General features: G+C 63.6%; 3 protein-coding genes. All 3 read left to right on the top strand.

What is annotated here, in order from left to right; genetic code table 11:
* Nucleotides 1-1632, top strand: a 1632-nt coding sequence (locus VFL62_RS10555) for a cytochrome c1 (RefSeq protein WP_325172319.1), incomplete at its 5' end; no start/stop codon positions are given.
* Nucleotides 1633-1788: 156 nt separating this feature from the next.
* Entirely contained in the window at nucleotides 1789-2463 is a 675-nt protein-coding gene (locus tag VFL62_RS10550; protein WP_325172320.1) for a dienelactone hydrolase family protein, read from the top strand.
* A gap of 250 nt (nucleotides 2464-2713) precedes the next feature.
* Nucleotides 2714-4016: anthranilate synthase component I (locus VFL62_RS10545; protein ID WP_325172318.1), on the top strand; the 1303-nt coding region annotated here is incomplete at its 3' end.

Here is a 4016-nt window from a genome sequence, read left to right as displayed (position 1 = left end):
TACGTGCTGCCGTGGGGCCAGATGAGCTTCTGGGGCGCCACCGTCATCACCAATCTGTTCTCGGCCATTCCTTACGTCGGCGACAGCATCGTGACGCTGCTCTGGGGCGGCTACTCGGTCGGCAATCCGACGCTGAACCGTTTCTTCTCGCTGCACTACCTGTTGCCGTTCCTGATCGCCGGCGTCGTCGTGCTGCACGTCTGGGCGCTGCATGTCGCGGGCCAGAACAACCCGGCCGGCGTCGAGGCGAAGACGGAAAAGGACACCGTGCCGTTCACGCCCTACGCCACCATCAAGGACATGTTCGGCGTCGCCTGCTTCCTGATCTTCTACGCCTGGTTCATCTTCTACATGCCGAACTATCTCGGCGATGCCGACAACTACATTCCCGCCAATCCCGGCGTGACCCCGGCGCATATCGTGCCCGAATGGTACTACCTGCCGTTCTACGCGATCCTGCGTTCGATCCCGAACAAGCTCGCGGGCGTGATCGCGATGTTCTCGGCGATCATCGTGCTGGCGTTCCTGCCCTGGCTCGACAGCGCCAAGACGCGCTCGTCGAAGTACCGGCCGCTGGCCAAGCAGTTCTTCTGGATGTTCGTCGTGGTCTGCATCGGCCTCGGCTATCTCGGCGCCCAGCCGCCGGAAGGTGTCTACGTTATCATTGGACGCATCCTCACTGTCTGCTACTTCGCCTACTTCCTGATCCTGCTGCCGCTGCTGTCGCGGATCGAAACGCCGCGACCGGTGCCGAATTCGATCGCCGACGACGTGCTGGCCAAGACCGGCAGCAAGGCGACGCCGATGGTTTCCACCGTGATCGCGCTCGCGCTCGCGGGCGGCCTGATGGCCGGCAGCGTGCAAAACGCGAAGGCCGAGGAGCAGGAGACCCCGCCGTCGCAGAGCTGGTCGTTTGCCGGCCCGTTCGGCAAGTTCGACCGCGGCTCGCTGCAGCGCGGCCTGAAGATCTACAAGGAAGTGTGCTCGAACTGCCATGGACTGTCGTACATCGCCTTCCGCAATCTCGCCGATGCCGGCGGCCCCGGCTATTCGGCGGCGCAGGCGGCGGCGTTCGCGTCCGAATACAAGATCAAGGACGGTCCGAACGATGCCGGCGACATGTTCGATCGCCCCGGACGGCCCGCCGACTATTTCCCGTCGCCGTTCCCGAACGAGCAGGCGGCGCGTGCGGCCAATGGCGGCGGCCTGCCGCCGGACCTGTCGCTGATCGCGAAGGCGCGTTCCTATGAGCGTGGCTTCCCGCGCTTCATCTTCGACTTCTTCAGCCAGTTCCAGGAGCAGGGCCCGAACTACGTTTCGGCGATCCTGCAAGGCTATGAAAACACGCCGGCCGGCGTGAAGCTGCCGGAAGGGACTTACTACAACAAGTACTTCCCCGGCCACGCCATCAAGATGCCAAAGCCGCTCGCCGACGGGCAGGTGACGTTCGACGATGGCGCGCCGGCGACGCTGCCACAGTATGCCCACGACATCTCGACCTTCCTGATGTGGGCGGCGGAGCCGCAGATGGAGGCGCGCAAGCAGCTGGGCTTCCAGGTGTTCGTGTTCCTGATCCTGTTTGCCGGCTTGATGTACTTCACCAAAAAGAAGGTCTGGGCCGACGCACACTGATCTTCGTCAGAGCCTGAAAAACAAAAGAGCCCCGCGAGGGGCTTTTTTTATGCGCGGCACCCGGTGATGCCGGAACGGGATGGATGTGAATTGCGTCCGTACCCTGGAGCGGCCAGAATGACCGCGAAAATCCCGTCTTCAGAAATCGGAGGAACCATGGGCACCGTCATCTCCTTCAAACGTCCGGACGGCAAGGAAGCCAGCGGCTACCTCGCCAACGCCGCCAAGGGCGACGCGCCAGGGGTTGTCGTCATCCAGGAATGGTGGGGGCTTCAGGACCAGATCAAGGGTCTGTGCGATCGCTTTGCGCGCGCCGGCTTCGATGCGCTGGCGCCCGATCTCTACAAGGGCAAGGTCGTGCCGTATCACGACACGGACGCTGCCGGCAAAGAGATGAACTCGCTCGACTTCATGGATGCGACGACGCAGACCGTGCGGGGGGCTGCGCAATATCTCGCGCGCAATGGCGCCAAGGTCGGCTTGACCGGCTTTTGCCTCGGCGGCGCGGTGACCATCATCGGCGCGACCAAAATTCCGGAACTGACCGCGGGCGTGGTGTTCTACGGCATTCCGCCGGAGGCCGCCGCCAAGCCCGCGGACGTCAGGATTCCGTTGCAGGCGCATTTCGCGAGCAAGGACGACTGGTGCACGCCGCAACTGGTCGACGGCTTCGAGAAGGCGATGAAAGAAGCGGGCAAGTCGCTCGAGCTGTACCGTTATGAGGCCGACCACGCCTTCGTCAACGAGCAGCGGATGTCGGTACACGACCGCAAGGCCGCGGAACTGGCTTGGGACCGCGCCACGGCGTTCTTCCACAAACATCTGGGCTAGAAGCTTCTCACCCTCTCCCCTTGTGGGAGAGGGTGACACCGCCCATTCGCCCTTGACGGGCCTGCCGGGCCATGGTGATAACAATCCAATGAGCACCGCCGTTCACACCTTCCGTCGTTGGTGGCGCACCTCCTAAAAAGAGGTGGCCGGTGCGATTTGCGTTAACTTTCATCGTTCAGGGGCCGCCATTGCAGGCGGCCTTCGTTTGTCCTGTGTGGCGTTCCCTCGGCAACTTGCGTAAGAGGATCACATGAACAGGACCGTCTTCACCCTGCCTGACCGCAGCGAGTACCGCACCCGCGGTGGACTTCTGGTGAGCCGCTCGGTCGAGCATTTCCCGGGCGGCGCGAGCCGGCTCGACGATCTGATCGAACTGCTCGATCGCCGCCGCGGCGTCGTGCTGTCATCCGGCACCACGGTGCCGGGCCGCTACGAGAGTTTCGACCTCGGCTTTGCCGATCCGCCGCTCCAGTTGCAGACCACGGGCGTGGAATTCTCGCTCTCCGCGCTCAATGCGCGCGGCGAGGTCCTGATCGCCTTCCTTGGCGATGTGCTGCGCGAGCCTTGCGTGGTCATTACCGAGCGCAGCGCTAGCCGCCTTGCCGGCCATATCCTGCGCGGCGATGCCCCGGTCGATGAGGACCAGCGTACCCGCCGTGCCAGCGTGATGTCGCTGGTGCGCGACATGGTTGCCGCGTTCGGATCGAGCGAGGATTCTCTGCTCGGCCTGTTTGGCGCCTTTGCCTATGACCTCGTGTTCCAGATCGAGGACCTCGTGCAGAAGCGCAAGCGCGAGAATGATCAGCGCGACGTCGTGCTGTTCGTGCCCGATCGTCTGCTCGCTTACGACCGGGCCACGGCGCGCGGCGTGGTGTTGAGTTACGATTTCGCCTGGAACGGCAGGTCGTCTGAAGGGTTGTCGCGCGAGACCGCCGAGAGCATTTATGCCCGCCAGCCGCGGCAGGCCTTTTCCGATCATGCGGCGGGCGAGTATCAGGCCACGGTGGAAACGGCGCGCGCCGCCTTTGCGCGCGGCGACCTGTTCGAAGCGGTGCCCGGACAATTGTTCGGCGAACCCTGTGAGCGTTCGCCGGCCGAAGTGTTTCAGCGGCTGTGCGTCATCAACCCGTCGCCCTATGGCGCGCTGATGAATCTCGGCGACGGCGAATTTCTGGTGTCGGCATCGCCGGAAATGTTCGTGCGCTCCGACGGCCGGCGGATCGAGACCTGTCCGATATCCGGCACCATTGCGCGCGGCGTCGACGCCATCGGCGATGCCGAACAGATCAGGCAGCTTCTGAATTCGCAGAAGGATGAATTCGAACTCAACATGTGCACCGACGTCGACCGCAACGACAAGGCGCGCATCTGTGTGCCCGGCACGATCAAGGTGCTGGCGCGGCGGCAGATCGAGACCTATTCAAAACTGTTCCACACCGTCGATCACGTCGAAGGCGTGCTGCGGCCGGGCTTCGATTCACTCGATGCATTCCTGACCCACGCCTGGGCGGTCACGGTGACCGGTGCGCCGAAACTGTGGGCAATGCAGTTCG

The organism is Bradyrhizobium sp. (assembly GCF_035701725.1).
GTDB lineage: Bacteria > Pseudomonadota > Alphaproteobacteria > Rhizobiales > Xanthobacteraceae > Bradyrhizobium.
Note: the sequence above shows the minus strand (reverse complement) of the source record. Positions and strands in the feature narration are given on the sequence as shown.